The following is an 18,783-nucleotide window of genomic DNA, read 5'->3' on the forward strand; positions in this document are numbered from 1 at the left end:
TATTAGAAGGCTGTTTTCGCACGAATTGTTCCTTTTCGTACTAAGATATAAGCACGTATACATCTAGTGTACGTGGCGTCTTTTCTACTTTTTATTATCTTTTTATGATCAGGCCCTATCTTACTTTCCATTTTTAATAACAAAGTTTACAAAAAGAGCCTAGCAGAACAAGAATAACTAATGTGAAAACGACGAAAAAGAAAAATAATTTTTAGAATTTGTCCATGATATATAAACATATAATATAATGTATGATAGAATATCAATTAAATAACCCTGTTTTATAACGTTTCAAAAAATATATATGTATTTTTCACAAGGACAACTGTTTTTCTTTAGATGACAACTTACCACAAATATGAAATGGAAACAAGATAACATATTGGAGGGATTGAGCCATGTCAAGTCATGTTTTAGCTTCTTTTTTACAAAATAACTTAGAGGATTTAAAAAACAACGGACTATATAATGTCATAGATCCAATAGAAAGTCCGAATGGGCCGATCATCAAAATTGCTGGAAGAGAATTGATTAACTTATCTTCTAATAATTATTTAGGCTTAGCGACTGATGAACGATTGAAGGAAGTTGCTATAAAAACGATTGAAGAGTATGGCGTAGGTGCAGGTGCAGTCAGAACGATAAATGGAACGATGGATTTGCACGTTAAGCTGGAAGAAGAGTTAGCACAATTTAAACATACAGAAGCAGCAATTGCTTACCAGTCCGGGTTTAATTGTAATATGGCAGCAATTTCAGCTGTAATGGATAAGAATGATGCGATTTTGTCTGATGAGCTAAATCATGCATCTATTATTGACGGATGCCGTCTTTCAAAAGCAAAAATTATTCGTTTTAATCATTCTGACATGGATGATTTGCGTCAAAAGGCAAAGGAAGCGAAAGAATCTGGACTTTATAACAAAATTATGGTCATTACAGATGGCGTATTTTCGATGGACGGAGATATTGCAAAATTACCTGAAATAGTTGAAATAGCTGAAGAATTTGACCTGATTACATATGTAGATGATGCCCATGGCTCTGGTGTTCTAGGGAAAGGTGCGGGAACAGTTAAGCATTTTGGTTTATCTGATAAAGTAGATTTTCAAATTGGTACGCTGTCAAAGGCCATTGGTGTTGTAGGTGGTTACGTAGCAGGGAAAAGAGATTTAATCGATTGGCTAAAAGTAAGAAGTAGACCATTTCTATTCTCAACTGCTTTAACTCCAGCTGATGTAGCAGCATGTACGAAAGCCATTGATATATTAATGAGTAATACGGAATTACAGGATAAACTATGGGAAAATGGAGATTATTTGAAAGAAGGTCTTAGCAACTTAGGGTTTGATATTGGTCATAGTGAAACACCAATAACCCCAGTAATCATCGGCGATGAAGTGAAAACTCAACAATTTAGTAAGAGATTAAATGAAGAAGGTGTATATGCTAAGTCAATTGTTTTTCCGACAGTACCAAAGGGAACGGGAAGGATTCGTAATATGCCTACAGCAGCACATTCGAAGGAAATGTTAGATCAAGCGATTAGTATATTTGAAAAAGTAGGAAAAGAATTAGCTGTTCTCTAATAGTTCGGTACAAAAGGCGGAGAAGAACAAGGGAGAGTAGCTATAGCATGATACCCTTGAGAAACTCCATATCAAAACGATTTGGGGGATGTAAGATGAAAAAAATCATGGTTACTGGTGCATTAGGTCAAATCGGTTCCGAGTTAGTTATGAAAATGCGCGATATTTATGGGGCGAACAACGTCATTGCAACCGATATAAGAAACATTGATAGTGAAGTAGTACACTTAGGTCCATTTGAGATTCTTGATGTAACAGACGATAAGAAAATGTATGATTTAGCTAAAGGATATGAAGTAGATACGATTATTCACTTGGCAGCTTTGCTGTCAGCTACTGCTGAATCAAAGCCATTACTTGCATGGAATCTTAATATGGGTGGGCTTGTTAATGCTTTAGAAGTAGCTAGGGAACTAGGGTGTCAATTTTTTACTCCAAGCTCAATTGGTGCTTTCGGACCGAACACGCCAAAAGAACAAACACCACAGGACACCATTCAAAGACCAACAACAATGTATGGTGTAAATAAAGTATCTGGTGAATTATTATGTGATTATTATTATCATAAGTTTGCAGTTGATACGAGAGGTCTACGTTTTCCAGGGTTAGTTTCTTATATGACTCCACCTGGGGGAGGAACAACTGATTATGCAGTCGATATTTACTATCAAGCAATTGAAAAGAAGCAATATACTTCATTTATTAATAAAGGAACATATATGGATATGATGTATATGGCAGATGCTGTTCATGCAATTATTGCATTAATGGAGGCCGATCCAACACGTCTTAAGCATCGAAATTCTTTTAATGTATCTGCAATGAGCATTGCACCTGAGGATCTAGAGGTAGCTATTCAACAACATATTCCAGAATTCAAGCTATACTACGATGTTGATCCTGTCAGACAATCAATAGCAGATAGTTGGCCTAATGCCATTGATTGCTCGGCTGCTAAGGATGAATGGGATTTTAGTGTGAATTATGACTTAGAAAAAATGACAGTAGATATGTTGGAAAAGCTAAAAAAAAAGCAATTAGTTAACGTATAAGATTCGTATTAAAAAACAAAAGTATGAAAACTGGACATCTTAACATAAATGAGATGTCTATTTTTATTTTTTCTTATTTGCGGGAATAGCCTTTTTTAAAGAATTAGCTAAGGTGCATTTGCTATTTCACTTTGATAGGTTCTGTTAGTAAACTTTGTTGTAATTTTTACTTAAAACGAACAGAATGGTGAGTATTTCGAAACAGGGAAGATACCGACGTGCTTATAAGTTAGAACGAAAAGCAACAATTAAGGCAAAACAGCCTGTTGAAAAGATCATCAGCTGCCACGATACTCTTACTCAAAAAAGAAAACTTTTAAATCTATTTATCAACCATTACTTCACTTTAAATTCTTCGTCTACTAGAACGATAAAGAACTTTAATAGTCATCATGGCTTTTTATCCGTATTTTCCCCCATCATTATACACAAAATCTTTCCATATACTGTTTTAGGACATAATGAAGCTGTGTCTATGGAACTATACTAGCATCAATGCTTCTATCTATGTTTTTACATAAGTTAATGAGATATATATAGCATAAACTAATTAACAATTAAATATAATCTTATATATTAATTTAGTCACTATTATTTCCATACCATTTCTTAATGGATAATTTATTTTAAGGGGGAATCTATTAGCAAGATATTTAACAAAATATAAAAGTCTAATGTGATGCATTTTACTATATTCCTCATTAAAGGAATTTCGTGTCTTCGAAATTAATCATGTCTACGGTCACTTTTATAGGCCATTTAAAATCTACTAAACTACATTCGACTTGAACATTACTTACTTTGAAAATAATAGATAAAGTTAAATTCACTTTATCACTATTATTACTGTTAAAACAGTCTATCTATTAATTAAAACAGTCATGAATATACAATTAATTCTAATTATGTGGGCATAATTACCACTACAAGACATATATTGTATTAGTAGATTTGAATTATATAAATCTGGGGGGATTTGTGTGGAAGAGGTTGTCATGAAAGAGGAAGCAAATGAAATAATTGATAATATGCCTGTTGTTGATATTGCAGGAATAGGTTTTGGGCCATCAAACCTTGCTTTAGCTATAGCACTTGAGGAATCTGATAGCAATTTTTCTAGTGTGTTTTTTGAAGGTAAAGATCATTTTGCATGGCACCCTAATATGTTAATAGACGGAATGCAGTTACAAGTTTCTTTTTTAAAGGATCTAGTAACCTTAAGAAACCCACAAAGTTATTTTTCATTTTTAAACTATTTAAAAGTACAAAATCGTTTAAATGATTTTATTAATTTACGAGATTTTTACCCAACAAGGTTAGAATATAATGATTATTTTCGTTGGGTAGCAGGTCACTTTGCTAGTCAAGTACACTATGGAACAAATGTCAGTAGAATTGAGCCGTATGGTGAAGAAAAAAATCATAGAATTAAATATATTAAAATGACTACAGAAAACTTAAAGACTGGAGATGTTACAGAGTTTTTAGCAAAAAATATTATAGTTGCTACTGGTGGTAAACCAAACATTCCAGAACATCTCGAACTAAACACTCATAAAGTTATTCATTCAAACCAGTTTCTTTATAAACTAAAAGAAAACTATCCAGATACAAATAAGCCATATCGTTTTGTAGTAGTGGGATCTGGTCAAAGTGCAGCAGAAATCTTTTATTATTTAATGAATCATTATAAAAATGCCCATGTAACTGCTGCTTTTAAAAACTATGCATATAGGCAAACAGATGATAGCCCTTTTGTAAACGAGTTATACCATCATTCAATGGTAGATTTTCTTAACAATTTAACACCTGAGCAAAGATCATCTTTTTTAGAAGAACATCAAAATACGAATTATGCTGTAGTAGATGCGCAATTAATTAAGGATATTTATAAAATGATATATATTCAAAAATTATCTGGTTCAAACAGATGTGAAATAAAACCATTTATGGATTTGAAAAATATTGTTGAAAAAGGCGAGGATCTAGTTGGTGAGTTTTTAAATATGAAAAATGAATTTGAAGAGATATCAGCTGATGGCATATTTTTAGCAACTGGCTATCAAAGAAAAATTCCATCACTAATAGATGGTATTACTGAATATATTGAAAAAGACGAGAAAGGCCAAGTCATGGTAGATAGAGACCATAAATTAGTTGTTAAAGACTCCTTGTCACCATCAATTTATGTGCAGGGTTTTAATGAACAAAATAATGGTTTAAGTGACACATTATTATCAATTTTACCTTTTAGAACTGGTGAAATATTAAATAGTTTACAGCTTAATAGTTTTGTAGAATAACAATAATCCGATTATGAAGCAGGAAAACTAAAATAATTGGGAGGCAACAAATTTGAATATACAAAAGCTTAACGAAAATGAGTTTGCTCACGAGTATGGCATACTTTGTAAAAGAATTGCTGCTTGGGAGAATGTTCCTGACCCTCCTTTTGGTTCTTCATATTGTGTTATTAAACCAGGCCATTCTTCTGAACCACATAATCACCATGAAGGCGAATTATTTTATATATTAGATGGTTGCGGAGTTATTGAAGTTGATGATGAGATAGCAGAAGTTGAGAGTGGGGACGTCATTTATTTAAATGCTTTTAGTACGCACTCTTTAAGAAATAATACGAAATATAAAGATTTAACATTTTTGGCAGTATGGTGGGAAGATAGTAAACTACTAGAGGAAGCGTTCGATACAGGTCCTCAAAATAATGCGCATAAGACGTTAATTACTGCCCCTCCACCAACACCTAATGGTGATTTACACCTTGGTCATCTATCTGGTCCGTATTTAGGAGCAGATATTTATAATCGATTTTTGAAACTACAAGAACTTAAGAGCCATTATATAAGCGGGACAGATGATTTTCAAAGTTATGTTCCCCTTAAAGCAGATCAGCTCAAAAGATCCCCAAAAGAAGTAGCTGATTCTTTTGGGAAGGTTATAGAAGATACTTTTTCTTTAGCATCGATAAAAATGGATAATTTTTACCGACCAAACCATTCTGTTGAATATAAAAACTTTATCCAACAATTTTTTATGAAACTATATAACCAAGGTAAGTTAATTGAAAAGGAAGTACCATCCTTATTTTGTGAATTTTGTAATTGTTATTTATATGGTGCTCATGTCAAGGGGAATTGTCCTCATTGTTTAGAAAGCAGTGATGGAAATGGGTGTGAAAAGTGTGGTCAACCGAATGATTGTACAGATATGGTTGATGTAAAGTGTAAGCAGTGTGATCATACTCCATCAATAAAAATGACAAAGCATTTATACTTTCCTCTTCAAAATTATAATAATCAGCTACGTGAGTACTATCAAAAAGTTACGATGGGTTCACATCTACGTTCGCTTTGTGAAAAGCTAATATTAGAGGGGTTACCTGACATTCGAATTACCCATATTTCAGATTGGGGAATACCAGTACCGTTAGATACGTATAATGATCAAATATTGTACGTTTGGTTTGAAATGGCACCAGGTTATTTGGCTGCAACCGATCAGTGCTTAAAGGAATATGAGACAAATGACAGTTGGAAAACGATATGGAAAAATGATCAATCGAAAAATATACAATTTTTTGGTTTTGATAATGGTTTCTATTATGCAGTTCTTATTCCAGCGTTATATATGGCATTTGATTCTGACATGCATTTACCTGATGTTTTTGTAACGAATGAATTTTTACAATTAGATAATTTAAAGTTTTCTACGAGTAGGGGTCACGCTATTTGGGGTCAGGAAATTTTTAGGGGAATTCCAACTGACCAAGTCCGTTTTTTTCTTTCTTACATTCGTCCAGAAAATAGACAAACAAATTTCTCTTTATCAGAATTTGAGCACACGAATGAACAAGTGTTAATGAATGAATGGCAAAATTGGTTGCAACACTTATTAGATAAAGTAAATCACCAATACGGGGGAGTAACTCCACACGTAGGTAATTGGTCAGATAGGCATCTATCTTTTTATGAAATGATAAAAGCCACTGTCGCTGAAGTAACAAAGGCATATGAAGCAGAAAGCTTTTCACCACAGCAAGTAACTAGATTATTAAATGAGTTTGTTCGTAAATCCTCAGCTTTTGGGGAATCCGAGCAATATTTAGGTGATATTACCTCACTAATTGATGATTATCGAACAAGTATATCGCTAGAACTGACATCGGCTAAACAATTAGCAATATTAGTTGCGCCAATTATGCCACAGTTTTCACAGCTACTTTGGAAGTGTCTAGGAATAAACGAACCAATCAAATGGGAATATAAGCCAACTTTAATAGAAGGTAATTTACGAATCTCTAGTTCTCAGGAAACATTTTTTCTTCCTATTAAAGATTGCCTAAGAGAATTAGAGGTGAAGTAATTTGATGGAAAGAGACGTAGTTATAATTGGTGGAGGAGTCATTGGTGCATCGATATTATATTATTTATCGAAAAATGGATATAATAATGCTGCGTTAATAGAGAAAAATCATTTTGCTTGCGGTTCAACTGCAAAATCTGGTGGATTCATAAGAGTCTACCACTCTAATCCACTTTTAACGGAGATGTCGATGGAAAGCTTTTCATCTTTTAAAAACTTTGAAAAAGAAATAGGTAGGTCCTGTGGTTACGTAAAAACAGGATTGCTACATTTAATACCTGACAATCAAGTTACCTACATGTTAGATGAAGTAAAAAAGTTACAACAACAATATGAATATTCAATTGAAGCTTTAACAATAAATGAAGCCAAAAAGCTGTTCCCCTCTCTTGCGTTTGATGGAGTCGGGGCAGTTGCCTATGAACCAGAAGGTGGATTCGCAGATCCAGTTCTAACAACAAAAGCTTGGATTGATGAGGCTAGATCTTTAGGAGCAATAGCAATGGAAGGCACAGAAGTCACAGATATAGTACTTGATAATAAGAAAGTTGTAGGAGTCAACACGACAGCGGGTTTTATCCAAGCTAAGGCAGTTATTCTAGCTACTGGTGCTTGGAGTTCAACTTTTATACATCAGCTTCAACTAAACTATCGAATTCGGAGTAAAAGTATCCAAATCCAATTTGTTAAGAGACCTGAAGAAGCATTGATACAACCAGCTTTCATTGATAATACGACAGAGTTATTTAGTAGACCAGATACTCATGATCTTGTACTAGTTGGTTATCCAACAAATCAGTGGGATATAAACCCCGATGATGTACATGCAATGGATTATGATGAAACATTAAAGGTAAATCAGATCGCTAAGAAGCGTTTTCAATGGTTTGACAACAGCACCTTTTCTGGTGGAAGGTTAAGTTTTGATGGTTATACAAATAATGAAGTTGGAATTTTGGAGGAAGTATCTGGGTTAAAAGGCTTAATAATATCAGCTGGATGGAGTGGGGGAGGGTATAAACTTTCCCCAGCAGTAGGACAAAGAACAGTTGAACTCATTAAAGAAATGGAACAATAAATATTTTATAGTTCTTAGGGAAGAAAAGGTGCTTCGAACATTAGATGTATACGTATTTGTATCTTTGAGCGAAAAGCAACAAATAAATATTATAAAATACTAACTACTTATAAAGAAGGAAGGTCAGTAGATGAAAACTGTAAAAAAAGCAATTATTCCTGCCGCAGGCTTAGGTACTAGGTTTCTACCAGCAACAAAAGCAATGCCTAAAGAAATGCTTCCAATTGTAGATAAGCCTACTATCCAATACATTGTGGAAGAGGCAGTTGCTTCAGGTATTGAGGATATTATGATTGTCACTGGAAAGGGTAAACGTGCAATTGAAGATCATTTTGATACTGCTTTTGAGTTAGAACAGAGCTTAATAGAGAAGGAAAAATATGACCTGCTTCATAAAGTTCAAGCAGCATCTAATATAGCTAATATTCATTACATTAGGCAAAAAGAACCAAAGGGTTTAGGACATGCTATTTGGAGTGCAAGGAAGTTTATTAATGATGAACCATTTGCTGTTTTGTTAGGTGATGACATAGTCGTATCAGATCCACCTTGCTTAAGGCAGTTAATTAATGAATATGAGGAAACAGAAGCACCAATTATAGGGGTACAACAAGTACAAGAGCATGAGACTGAAAAATATGGAATTATAAATCCTATAGAAAAAAATGGACGACGTTATCAAGTTAGTGAATTTATTGAAAAACCAAAGCAAGGTACAGCTCCGTCAAATTTAGCAATAATGGGTCGCTATATATTAACACCACAAATATTTCGATTTTTGGATAAGCAGGAAGTAGGGGCTGGGGGCGAAATTCAGTTGACTGATGCCATTCAAAAGTTAAATGAAATACAACGTGTTTTTGCTTATGATTTTGATGGTGTGAGATATGATGTAGGTGAAAAATTAGGTTTTATTCAAACGACGTTAGAGTTTTCTATGAAAAATGAAGAGATAAAGTCCTCCGTTATTCGTATAATGGAAGATTTACTTCAGAGGGAAAAAGTAAAACCTCAAGCCTAAAGAATACAAAGAACAAGTAATGTAGATCAGTAATATATAGCATAAATAATGTTAATGGTGCGCTGGAATTATTGATTATCTAATATATTCAATGTGACTAAGAAGGTGACATCATATTAAACAAGCAGAAAGACAAAAGAGGCAACCGACAAGCAATATACGAATTCGAAAGTGCTATTTTGAATAAAATATAGGTTAATATGTGTGGTCGGGACTTCCACTTTGACCATAGAATTATATATACTTAAAGTAATGAATACTAATTGAAGAAGGTGGAAGTAATGGAAAGGTTATATGAACTTCTTAAAAATCATTATGATGAGATGGTGGAAATCCGGAGACATTTACATCAGCACCCTGAGCTTTCTTTTAAAGAAGTAACAACGCCTGCATACATTGCCAATTATCATAAGCTCTTAGGCCATGAGGTTAGAACAGAAGTAGGAGGACGTGGAGTTGTTGCTACGTTACGAGGTGGTCAACCTGGCAAGACAGTAGCACTTCGAGCTGATTTTGATGCATTAGCAATCCATGAAGAAAATGATGTGGAATATAAGTCTAAGGTTGATGGAGTAATGCATGCTTGCGGACATGATGGTCATACTGCGACATTGTTAGTATTAGCTAAGGTGTTTAATATGATGAAGGAAGAGTTGCAAGGAAATATCGTCTTTATTCATCAACACGCAGAAGAGGTAGCTCCAGGAGGGGCGATTGACATGATTAATGATGGCTGCCTTGATGGTGTTGACGTAATTTTTGGAACACACTTATGGGCAACTGCACCTGTCGGACAGATTTCATGTAGGGAAGGTGCACTCATGGCTGCGGCTGATAGATTTGAAATTACTGTACAAGGTAAAGGAGGTCATGGGGCAGAGCCTCACCTTACAAAAGACTCAGTAGTTATAGGAGCACAACTTGTTACAAATCTACAGCAAATTGTTTCTAGAAGAGTAGACCCTTTACAATCAGCAGTAATTTCTGTAGGGTCTTTTGAGGCGAGTAATCCATTTAACGTCATTTCAGATTCTGCTGTTCTAATTGGTACAGCTCGATCATTTGATGAGACAGTGAGAGATCTAATTGAACAAGAGTTAGAGAGGGTCGTCAAAGGAACATGCCTTTCTTCTGGTGCAGATTATACATTTAACTTTACAAGAGGTTACCCTCCTGTAATTAATCATCAAGCTGAAGCTCAGTATTTAATGGATATTGCGAAAAATATACCTGGTGTAGATGAAGTTATTACGTGTGAACCTTCTATGGGAGGAGAGGACTTCGCGTATTATCTTCAACATGTACAAGGCGCATTCTTTTTCACAGGAGCAAAGAGCCCTACATGGGAAAAAGCTTATCCTCATCACCACCCTAAGTTTAATATTGATGAAGAGGCTATGTTAATTGCTGCCAAAACACTAGGAGCAGTGACTGTATCTTACCTTGAGCAATATGCTACCATAAACGTATAAGGAAAGTTGTTTAATATTTTTTGAAATTATTAGATTCTAGTTTGATATAAAGAAAAATGGCTACAACATGTTTAACATGTTGTGGCCATTTCTTCGTTCTATTTTTCTAGCTCTAGCGCCTATCCCCTCGAGTCGCTTCACCATTTCTCATGAAGTCAAAAAGCGACTTCAAGTGAAATGCTTCCAGCGCTTGTCAGGGATGATCAAGGCGCTACCGCTTTTCTTAATAAGTTAGGGCTTTGGAGATGACCCAGCCTATTGCTAATGACATTAATAATAAGAATGTACCAACCGCACGGTTATCTTTATCAATGGCTTCTTTAATACTAAATCGAATCGTCACAACTTCAGCTAAAATGGAAGCAATGATTTGTGCAAGTATTCCGATTGAACCCCAAATGATCATGTCAATGATAGAGATCGAGTATTCCATTGCCGACCCAATGACGAAGGCAATACCAAGGAGTTTACCACCAATGACCATAGCTGCGGCTCTGTTCCCCTGTCCTATCATTTTGAATTTTTCATTCTTTGTCGTTAGTTCAAAAACAATAAGTCCAATAATTAACATCAATAGTGCAGTACCAGCATAAGCTAGAAAATTTAAATATAAATTCATTATTGTTCTCCTTTCAACATTTTCATCTTTTAATACCGATTGGCAAATAGTAAGATAGATTATCAGTTATTTTGTTTCCGACACGATAGCCAATGGCACTTGCGCTCCCTTGGAGTAAAAAAGAACCTATAATAATATGGCCTTCTTTCATTCCGTTCACTGTTTTAAAGCTAGTCGTTGGTAACTCGACTAATTGCTGGTACACAGGCAAAGAGCTCGTATAGGACTTATTCTTATCCTCTAGTATTTTTTCTCCTTTTGATGAGAATATTTCAACAGTATCTCCTTCTCGTCCGAAAGAAGGTTTTTTGACATAGTTTAATCCATTTGCTATTAAAGGGTCTGCCTCTAAATAAGTAGGGAGAAAATATTTTGATATTCGATTATGCTCGATTTTTGAAAAAAAGTCACTCTTATCCTCATGTAGCCCCCAAATTGCTGCAAGAATCGCTTTGGACTGTAATAAAAATGCTGAGGGTGGATTGATAATTGCAAGCTTTTGATCACGAACAAGGTCAAGTAACATGACCCCAATATTATTGTTAAACTCATCTTTATCACATACCAAATGCTCTAAAGGATATGTTTGACGATATAACACATCGATTTTACGTCCATTTTCATCGTATAATCCTTCTGATTTTTTTATTTGTAGCTTATGAAGCGGCACGAATCTTGAAGGAATATTTGCTAAGTGTTGAAGGTAAAGTGAGGTGTTTAAATCTTCATCACTTTCTTCATGGGATGTAAATACGACATACGGGTTGCTTATCTCCTGTACATATTTAATACTAGAGAAAATCGCCTGTCGCACAGAATTTGCTAATTGTTCTTCTTCATGTTGATTAGGGTTTTGATACCCGAATGTATCACATACCTTACCGTTGATAGAGAATAGCTCTTTAATAAAGGTAGGTGTATCAGCATTAAATTCTAAAACCTTATAAGTGCTACCTACTTTTACTAGATCAAGTCGTGCAATGATGGTTTCTACGTCGATGGTTTGTAGACGAAGATAAGGAATTGACTCATTGGGGAACCCAAGTTGCTGCAGTGTTTCGTTATTAACGTGCCTTAATAGTCGAGCAACCTTAAAAAAGATGCTCCCAATGTGACTTGTAGCAAGGCGGATGTTTTCCACTTCATCCATAGTGAGAGGATGAATATCATATAATGCGTATTCTTGACCGTACATGTCAGGCCAAAACTTAGGTATACGATCGTAAAATTCTCTTCTGCGAATTTCCCATTCCTTCATCGTAGTAGTTATTACCCTCCGTATGATCCACTGCTACTCTTACCAAATCCAGATGAACTACTTGAACTTGATTGTGACTTTTGAGTGGAAGTTGTTGGTTGTTCAGAATTGTTTGACACAGAATTATTTGAAGATTTAGATTGTGACTGGTTTGATTGAGAGGTGGAATTGTTAGTATTATTGTTTACAGCATTCGTTGAAGTTGAAACAAAACTTTTACTATACTTTCCACTTTTTATGTCAGCTTTTGTTTTGAATAGCTTATTTTGATAAAAGTAATGACCGCGATAATCTGAATCATCATCATCACATTCATACATTTCATCATCAACATCCCAGTCCCATTCATCACAGCCAACTACCGATGGCTCGATTGGAATGGTTCTTGTATCTCCATCTCCAATATCAGTTGTTTCATAAGTATACTCATTCGCCGCACTTGAACAACCAGATAACCCAGTTGCAATCACAGCCGCTGATAAACCTTTAATTAATTTTGTAGTTTTGCTCATAGTACACCTGCTTTCAAAAAATCACATTCATATCGTACCATAGAAACCTAATGTTGTAATTAGGTATATATGGTAAAAAATGATTAATTCGTACTGTCACTATAAAAAGTATTATACGATCATATTTTCTCCCCCTTATCTCTTTTACGTGTAGCGTAAAAAAAAGTTTCATACAGGATGCTTCCTGTTGTTAATTATGTAGCTACTGTAATCGAATTAGCATAGCTTTTTCTATAGTCATCTCTATGTGGAAGGTAGTACGCTACTAACGGTAAATGTAAACATATAATATTTTTTAGAGAGAAAAACATGGTAAAGCATCTATATAAAAAGTTGACAATTACTTTAAAATCTTTATAGTAGGTAGTATAATAACTACTAGAGGGAGTAAGAAGTGGAAGAAATTTATAATGAACTTCAAAAGTTGGGTTTTTCTAAATATGAATGTAAAGCTTATATAAGCTTGCTAAAGAAATCTCCTAGTACAGGATATGAAATTAGTAAGCTTTCAGGAGTTCCACGATCGATGATATATGAAGTGATAGGTAAATTGTTGGATAAGGGTGCGGTATATAAAGTGCCTTCTGATCCAGTGAAATATACTCCTGTACCTGCTAAGGAATTAATTACAAGGTTTAGGAGTCAATTTGAACAGTCATTTGATTACCTAGAAAAAAATTTAATGACATTAGAAGGCGAACGCGAAGCAGATGTTATTTGGCATATCCGTAGTGACGAACTAGTTATAGCGGAAATAGTTGATTTAATTGGCAATGCTGAAGAAGAACTATGGTTATCAGTATGGGAGCCACAAACTCCTATGATACAAGAAGCTGTCGATCAGCGTCATGAAGAAGGCGTTAAAATCTTTACTATTTTATTCGGTAATCAACATTTACAATTAGGTTCCACTTATCATCATAACTACATGCCACCAGAAGTTGTGAAAGAAAGAACAGGTGGTCATTTAACAATTGCTGCTAGAGATGGAGAAGAGGTAATCATAGCAAATTTTTCTGAAGAAACACCTGCTTGGGCAGTCAAATCGAAAGATCCTGCACTTATATTAGTCGCAACTGAATATATTAGGCATGATATTATGATTGAAGAAATCACGCGTAAATTTGGGGAGGATAAATTAGATTCACTATGGAGAAAGGACAATGACCTTCTGCATGTTGTAACAGGAAAGCGGTTCAAATGAATTGGGCCGCCTTTTTTACACACGAATTATTAGTAGTTAGGAAGATAACAGCTAATATTAAGTTGTTATATAAACTTGTGAAAGGAGAAATGTGATGCCTAGCATAAATGTTGAACAAAAAAACATATCCCAGAGAAAAAAACTCCAAAATAGTAACTTGTTCTTAAAAGGGTCAAGGGTTGCTCTACCAATAGCGATTGGTTATTTTCCGATAGCAGTTACATTCGGAATGATTGCTGTTCAATCAGGTTTGTCGCTATGGCATTCAACCTTTATGTCAATCGCAGTCTTTGCTGGTGCGAGTCAATTTATGGCAGCCAGTATGGTGATGGTTAATGCAACTGTAATCGAAATTATTGTAGCTACATTTGTCCTTAATTTTCGTCATTTCATTATGAGTATGTCATTCATAAATAGACTGAACCATATTCCTATTAAGTGGAAAGCTTTGTTATCTTTCGGTATAACAGATGAAACATTTTCAGTATTTTCATTACAAGGGAAAGAAAAAGATGCCACAAATCAATTTTTTATTCTAGGCATATTTGCAACAGCGTATTTATCATGGATAGCAGGGACTCTAGTTGGTGGACTTTTTTCAAGCATTTTTCCACCGGTTATTAGTCAAGGTATGTCCGTCGGTCTCTATGCAATGTTCATTGCGCTAGTAGTACCAGTAGCGCGGAAATCAAGGTTAGTATTAAGCATCGTTGTAATAAGTATGGTCATTTGTACATTTGCGTCAATGATTGTAAGCTCAGGTTGGGCTATTGTCATAGCTACACTTATAAGTAGCCTCATAGGTGTATTTTTCAAAGAACGAGAATCTATACAACAAAATAGCTAGTAAACTAGTATTGATCAAAGCATACCCAATCACAATAGGGTAGGTTTATTAATGTTATCAATGATAGAAATGAGGTTTGTAGATGATATGGAGATATTATTAATCATTATTGGTATGGCAATTGTTACATTTATACCTCGTGTTATCCCAGCATTTGTAATTAATTTTGTTACATTTCCCGATTGGGTTAATCGTTGGTTATCATATATCCCATATGCAGCATTGGGGGCATTGATTTTCCCAGGAATTTTAACAATTCAAGAAGATAATATATTTATTGGCTTAACCGGAGGAATTGTTGCTGTATTATTGTCGTTATTACGTTTACACATTTTGTTAGTGTTAACAGGTTCAATCATAGCTGTCGTTTTCATGTTAATAATGATGTAGTCTCATTTCGGAAGTTTTGTGGCTAATTGGCAGGGTGATGAGGTTTTATCCGAGCCCTATAATTTAAAAGTAAAATCATAGTAAGACAACGCAAAAAAGGTGGATACAATCTTGTTCCACCTTTTTGTCGTTTTCAAGTAGTTATTTTACAACACGTAATACTACATCTATATTACCACGAGTAGCTTTTGAATATGGGCAAACGTGATGAGCTTCTTGAATTAATTCCTTCGCCACATCAACTTCTACACCAGGAATCTTCACATCAAGTTGAACTGCTAATTTAAATCCGCCAGCTGGATCGTTTCCAATGGATACTTGTGCAGTTACTTGAGTATCTCCAATCGCCATCTTTTTATTACGAGCAACTAATTTTAATGCACTTTCATAACAAGCTGCGTATCCTGCTGCAAATAATTGCTCTGGGTTAGTTCCACTTCCACCAGGACCTTGAAGTTCTTTCGGCATGCTTAAATCTAATTGAATAGCACCATCACTTGAAGAAACCTTTCCTTCTCTTCCACCTTGAACTGTAGCTTTTGCTGTATAAATTGCTTCCATTTTTCATTCTCCTTTATATTAAGTGTCGCACAATTTAGTTGTGTACAATTTAATTTTGTAATACTAATATAACTGTAAAAATTTTATTTGTCAACAGTTTTTATTTATATTTTGGAAAGGGTTAGTGTGTCATCAAGAATCATTATGTGCTGTTCAACATGTAAATATTCAATATGTTTCTAAGATATAAAATAAGTAAGTTATTCTGAGTAGTTGACAATTAATGTTTAAAAAGATAATTTTATTTGTAAGAAATAAATTGTGCACAACTTTTTTGAAATGTAGGTGGGAAAAAATGAACAATGATGATTTACTTAAATTAGATAATCAACTCTGTTTCTCTGTTTATGCCTTATCTAGAGAAATTACTAAAATGTACCGACCATTATTAGATGAGCTTGGCATAACATATCCTCAATATCTTGTTTTACTTGTACTGTGGGAAAGTGGAGAGAGCACAGTGAAAGAGTTAGGTGAACAGTTGTTTTTAGATTCTGGGACTTTAACTCCCCTATTAAAAAGAATGCAAGATGGAGGGTTGATCGTTAGAGAAAGGTCAAGTGTAGATGAAAGAAGAGTGTTAATTAAATTAACCGAGGACGGGAAACTTTTGCAAGAAAAAGCTATTTGTATACCAATGTCATTAATTGACAATGGTGAGATGTCTTCTAATGAATTGGTTAGTATGAGGAAACTAGTTCAACAGCTACTTAATCAAGTACATCAAATAAATACAAAAAAGTAGTAATCACTAAACACACAATTTTATGAAATGTTTAAATTAAAATGTAATGATATTTAACCACTTGCATTAATGTAGATTTTTGATAAAATAATTTTCAAACTTATATATTTATTAAACGATGAAGGATCAATAGTAACTGATAATGTTTTAAGCGAATCAGGGATGGTGGAAGCCTGATAAAAAATCAGTGAAACGGCAATCTGGAGTTAATTTTCCAAAGAGGGTACTTAATTATTAGTATCAACTAGGGTGGAACCGCGGGAGACAAACTCTCGTCCCTAGGCGCTATTCGCCGAGGGATGGGGGTTTTTTGTTTTTTCTCTATCTACAGGAGGAATAGTAATGATATAAAATATGGGCGTTATGAAGTGTAAAAGCTTATTAATTTCCATAGAAAAACACATTTTTTGAAGGAGTGTCTAACTATGTCTGTAACAATGGATCAAGTTGTAGCACATGCAAAGCATCGGGGGTTTGTTTTTCCAGGTTCAGAAATATACGGAGGTTTAGCTAATACATGGGATTATGGACCACTAGGTACAGAGTTGAAAAATAATATTAAAAAAGCTTGGTGGAATAAATTTGTTCAGCAGTCACCTTATAATGTAGGACTTGATGCTGCCATCTTAATGAACACAAAAACATGGGAAGCATCTGGTCATTTAGGAAATTTCAATGATCCGATGATTGATTGTAAAAAATGTAAAGCAAGACATCGTGCCGATAAGTTAATTGAAAATGCACTTGAAGACAAAGGGATTGAGTTGGTAGTTGATGGGCTTCCATTTGAAAAAATGGAAGAATTGATGACTGAGCATCAAATTACATGTCCAGATTGTGGAAGTGATGATTTTACTGATATTCGTCAATTCAACCTTATGTTTAAAACACATCAAGGGGTTACTGAATCAAGTACCAATGAGATTTATCTACGGCCTGAAACCGCTCAAGGGATCTTTGTTAACTTTAAAAACGTTCAGCGGACAATGAGAAAAAAGTTACCTTTCGGTATCGCTCAAATAGGAAAAAGTTTTCGTAATGAAATTACGCCTGGTAACTTCACGTTCCGTACAAGAGAATTTGAACAAATGGAAATTGAGTTTTTCTGTAAGCCGGGTGAAGAAATTGATTGGTTTGACTATTGGAAGGAACAGGCTGAACAGTGGCTACTTTCTTTAGGAATGACGAAGGACCACATTCGTTTGCGAGATCATTCTGATGAAGAATTATCTCACTACAGTAATGCTACAACTGATTTTGAATATAAATTCCCATTTGGCTGGGGTGAGTTATGGGGAATTGCATCTCGTACGGACTACGATCTTAAGCAGCATATGGAACACTCAGGTGAGGACTTCAATTATATTGATCAGACGACAAATGAACGCTATATTCCATATTGTATTGAGCCTTCACTTGGTGCGGACCGTGTAACATTAGCATTTTTAATTGATGCTTATGAAGAAGAAGCATTGGAAGATGGGACTTCTCGAACAGTGATGCATTTTCATCCGGCTTTAGCACCTATTAAGGCTGCAATTTTGCCATTATCAAAAAAACTATCCGATGAAGCAAAACAAGTATTCCAAGACCTTGCTAAAGACTTTATGGTTGATTACGATGATGCTGGCTCCATTGGGAAACGTTATCGTCGACATGATGAAATTGGAACACCATACTGTATCACATATGATTTCGATTCGAAGGATGATAACATGGTGACCGTTCGTGATCGCGATACAATGGAACAACAGCGTTTACCGATTAATGAATTAAAAAGCTTCCTAGAAGCAAAAGTTAGATTTTAATAGAAAAGCGAAGCCGACTGACCAGCCTCGACAAGCACTGGAGGTATTTCATTAGAAGTCGCTCTTTGACTTTTGATGAAATGGCGAAGTGACCTAGAGAGGCTAGGAGGCGTAGCTAGACAGTTAGAAAAGCGAAGCCGACTGACCAGCCTCGACAAGCACTGGAGGTATTTCATTAGAAGTCGCTCTTTGACTTTTGATGAAATGGCGAAGTGACCTAGAGAGGCTAGGAGGCGTAGCTAGA

Annotated in this window: 16 protein-coding genes; 12 read left to right on the top strand and 4 right to left on the bottom strand. The window is 34.9% G+C overall.

Annotation, left to right across the window (positions count from 1 at the left end; genetic code table 11):
• Positions 1-398: 398 nt before the first annotated feature.
• The 7 genes from ACSVDA_RS17325 (at position 399) to ACSVDA_RS17355 (ending at position 10,595) form a co-directional block, all read left to right on the top strand.
• A complete protein-coding gene (locus ACSVDA_RS17325) occupies positions 399-1,589 on the top strand; it encodes a glycine C-acetyltransferase (protein ID WP_485884705.1) in 1,191 nt (396 codons plus the stop codon).
• 95 nt (positions 1,590-1,684) lie between these two features.
• On the top strand, positions 1,685-2,641 hold the full coding sequence (locus ACSVDA_RS17330) for an L-threonine 3-dehydrogenase (protein WP_485884706.1): 957 nt from the start codon (positions 1,685-1,687) through the stop codon (positions 2,639-2,641).
• Between the two features lie 980 nt (positions 2,642-3,621).
• The gene (locus ACSVDA_RS17335) at positions 3,622-4,944 is read left to right on the top strand and encodes a lysine N(6)-hydroxylase/L-ornithine N(5)-oxygenase family protein (RefSeq protein ID WP_485884708.1); all 1,323 of its coding nucleotides are present in this window, start codon (positions 3,622-3,624) and stop codon (positions 4,942-4,944) included.
• Between the two features lie 52 nt (positions 4,945-4,996).
• A complete protein-coding gene (locus ACSVDA_RS17340) occupies positions 4,997-7,024 on the top strand; it encodes a class I tRNA ligase family protein (RefSeq protein WP_485884710.1) in 2,028 nt (675 codons plus the stop codon).
• Between the two features lie 4 nt (positions 7,025-7,028).
• Positions 7,029-8,102 (top strand): NAD(P)/FAD-dependent oxidoreductase, encoded by a 1,074-nt coding sequence (locus ACSVDA_RS17345; protein WP_485884712.1) that lies wholly within the window; start codon positions 7,029-7,031, stop codon positions 8,100-8,102.
• Positions 8,103-8,232: 130 nt separating this feature from the next.
• Positions 8,233-9,123 (top strand): UTP--glucose-1-phosphate uridylyltransferase GalU, encoded by an 891-nt coding sequence (gene galU, locus ACSVDA_RS17350; RefSeq protein WP_485884714.1) that lies wholly within the window; start codon positions 8,233-8,235, stop codon positions 9,121-9,123.
• 281 nt (positions 9,124-9,404) lie between these two features.
• Complete coding sequence (locus tag ACSVDA_RS17355) at positions 9,405-10,595, top strand: M20 family metallopeptidase (protein ID WP_485884716.1); 1,191 nt, start codon at positions 9,405-9,407, stop codon at positions 10,593-10,595.
• 223 nt (positions 10,596-10,818) lie between these two features.
• On the opposite strand, the gene ACSVDA_RS17360 is transcribed toward ACSVDA_RS17355, so the two are convergent.
• The 3 genes from ACSVDA_RS17360 to ACSVDA_RS17370 are packed head-to-tail and all read right to left on the bottom strand — an operon-like array spanning position 10,819 to position 12,984.
• Positions 10,819-11,214, bottom strand: coding sequence for a DUF350 domain-containing protein (locus ACSVDA_RS17360; protein WP_214482890.1), 396 nt, complete (start codon positions 11,212-11,214; stop codon positions 10,819-10,821).
• Positions 11,215-11,236: 22 nt separating this feature from the next.
• Positions 11,237-12,472: a glutathionylspermidine synthase family protein gene (locus ACSVDA_RS17365; protein WP_485884719.1), complete on the bottom strand. Its 1,236-nt coding sequence runs from the start codon at positions 12,470-12,472 to the stop codon at positions 11,237-11,239.
• 11 nt (positions 12,473-12,483) lie between these two features.
• Positions 12,484-12,984 carry a hypothetical protein gene (locus tag ACSVDA_RS17370; RefSeq protein ID WP_485884721.1) on the bottom strand — a complete coding sequence of 167 codons (501 nt, stop codon included), beginning with the start codon at positions 12,982-12,984 and terminating at the stop codon, positions 12,484-12,486.
• A gap of 394 nt (positions 12,985-13,378) precedes the next feature.
• Between ACSVDA_RS17370 and ACSVDA_RS17375 the strand changes: the two genes are divergently transcribed.
• The 3 genes from ACSVDA_RS17375 (at position 13,379) to ACSVDA_RS17385 (ending at position 15,425) form a co-directional block, all read left to right on the top strand.
• The gene (locus ACSVDA_RS17375; RefSeq protein ID WP_485884723.1) at positions 13,379-14,188 is read left to right on the top strand and encodes a TrmB family transcriptional regulator; all 810 of its coding nucleotides are present in this window, start codon (positions 13,379-13,381) and stop codon (positions 14,186-14,188) included.
• Positions 14,189-14,282: 94 nt separating this feature from the next.
• Positions 14,283-15,035 (top strand): AzlC family ABC transporter permease, encoded by a 753-nt coding sequence (locus tag ACSVDA_RS17380; protein WP_485884725.1) that lies wholly within the window; start codon positions 14,283-14,285, stop codon positions 15,033-15,035.
• A 60-nt stretch (positions 15,036-15,095) separates the two neighbouring features.
• The gene (locus tag ACSVDA_RS17385) at positions 15,096-15,425 is read left to right on the top strand and encodes an AzlD domain-containing protein (RefSeq protein WP_485884727.1); all 330 of its coding nucleotides are present in this window, start codon (positions 15,096-15,098) and stop codon (positions 15,423-15,425) included.
• Between the two features lie 141 nt (positions 15,426-15,566).
• Here the strand turns inward: ACSVDA_RS17385 and ACSVDA_RS17390 are convergent, their stop codons facing one another.
• Entirely contained in the window at positions 15,567-15,986 is a 420-nt protein-coding gene (locus ACSVDA_RS17390; protein ID WP_214482895.1) for an organic hydroperoxide resistance protein, read from the bottom strand.
• 295 nt (positions 15,987-16,281) lie between these two features.
• On the opposite strand from ACSVDA_RS17390, the gene ACSVDA_RS17395 reads away from it, so the two are divergent.
• Both ACSVDA_RS17395 and ACSVDA_RS17400 read left to right on the top strand, forming a co-directional pair.
• Complete coding sequence (locus ACSVDA_RS17395) at positions 16,282-16,731, top strand: MarR family winged helix-turn-helix transcriptional regulator (RefSeq protein WP_485884730.1); 450 nt, start codon at positions 16,282-16,284, stop codon at positions 16,729-16,731.
• A gap of 425 nt (positions 16,732-17,156) precedes the next feature.
• Positions 17,157-18,539, top strand: coding sequence for a glycine--tRNA ligase (locus tag ACSVDA_RS17400; RefSeq protein WP_485884732.1), 1,383 nt, complete (start codon positions 17,157-17,159; stop codon positions 18,537-18,539).
• The last annotated feature ends 244 nt before the right edge of the window (positions 18,540-18,783 follow it).

The sequence above is a fragment of the Cytobacillus sp. Hm23 genome, assembly GCF_051842895.1.
Lineage (GTDB): Bacteria > Bacillota > Bacilli > Bacillales > SM2101 > Nanhaiella.

Excerpts from the sequence above, each read along its gene's own strand:
- ACSVDA_RS17380 (WP_485884725.1), top strand. The coding sequence starts at position 14,283 with ATGCCTAGCATAAATGTTGAACAAAAAAACATATCCCAGAGAAAAAAA.
- ACSVDA_RS17400 (WP_485884732.1), top strand. The coding sequence starts at position 17,157 with ATGTCTGTAACAATGGATCAAGTTGTAGCACATGCAAAGCATCGGGGG.
- galU (WP_485884714.1), top strand. The coding sequence starts at position 8,233 with ATGAAAACTGTAAAAAAAGCAATTATTCCTGCCGCAGGCTTAGGTACT.
- ACSVDA_RS17345 (WP_485884712.1), top strand. The coding sequence starts at position 7,029 with ATGGAAAGAGACGTAGTTATAATTGGTGGAGGAGTCATTGGTGCATCG.
- ACSVDA_RS17395 (WP_485884730.1), top strand. The coding sequence starts at position 16,282 with ATGAACAATGATGATTTACTTAAATTAGATAATCAACTCTGTTTCTCT.
- ACSVDA_RS17325 (WP_485884705.1), top strand. The coding sequence starts at position 399 with ATGTCAAGTCATGTTTTAGCTTCTTTTTTACAAAATAACTTAGAGGAT.
- ACSVDA_RS17365 (WP_485884719.1), bottom strand. The coding sequence starts at position 12,472 with ATGAAGGAATGGGAAATTCGCAGAAGAGAATTTTACGATCGTATACCT.
- ACSVDA_RS17330 (WP_485884706.1), top strand. The coding sequence starts at position 1,685 with ATGAAAAAAATCATGGTTACTGGTGCATTAGGTCAAATCGGTTCCGAG.
- ACSVDA_RS17390 (WP_214482895.1), bottom strand. The coding sequence starts at position 15,986 with ATGGAAGCAATTTATACAGCAAAAGCTACAGTTCAAGGTGGAAGAGAA.
- ACSVDA_RS17360 (WP_214482890.1), bottom strand. The coding sequence starts at position 11,214 with ATGAATTTATATTTAAATTTTCTAGCTTATGCTGGTACTGCACTATTG.
- ACSVDA_RS17370 (WP_485884721.1), bottom strand. The coding sequence starts at position 12,984 with ATGAGCAAAACTACAAAATTAATTAAAGGTTTATCAGCGGCTGTGATT.
- ACSVDA_RS17355 (WP_485884716.1), top strand. The coding sequence starts at position 9,405 with ATGGAAAGGTTATATGAACTTCTTAAAAATCATTATGATGAGATGGTG.
- ACSVDA_RS17385 (WP_485884727.1), top strand. The coding sequence starts at position 15,096 with ATGATAGAAATGAGGTTTGTAGATGATATGGAGATATTATTAATCATT.